Source organism: Pseudomonas sp. PS01303 (assembly GCF_029959385.1).
Classification (GTDB): Bacteria; Pseudomonadota; Gammaproteobacteria; order Pseudomonadales; family Pseudomonadaceae; genus Aquipseudomonas; species Aquipseudomonas rustica.
In genome coordinates this window covers 1-255 of record NZ_JASCPK010000363.1, presented here as the reverse complement: position 1 = coordinate 255, position 255 = coordinate 1, and the positions used below count along the sequence as shown (strand labels likewise).

Sequence of the window (255 nt, the reverse complement as noted above, 5' to 3'; positions counted from 1 at the left end):
CGGCGATGCATCGTTTCACTGCTGAGTTCGGGATGGGATCAGGTGGTTCCAACGCTCTATGGTCGTCAAGAAATTCGGGTACTGAGTCGTGACCAGATGGCCTCGCTTCAGCAAATTGGGTATGTGACAGCTTTCGGTGTTTGTGAACATCGAACTTTCGGTTCGTTTCGTCTTCACACACCGCAATCTGGTCTCTCTCGTCTTTTCAACTAGGAGCATCAAATTGCTTGGGTGTTATATGGTCAAGCCTCACGG

At 49.8% G+C, this 255-nt stretch carries 1 rRNA gene; it reads right to left on the bottom strand.

The window, feature by feature from the left end:
* Positions 1-70 (bottom strand): 5S ribosomal RNA (gene rrf / locus QMX93_RS30970); the annotation flags it as partial.
* Positions 71-255 lie beyond the last annotated feature (185 nt).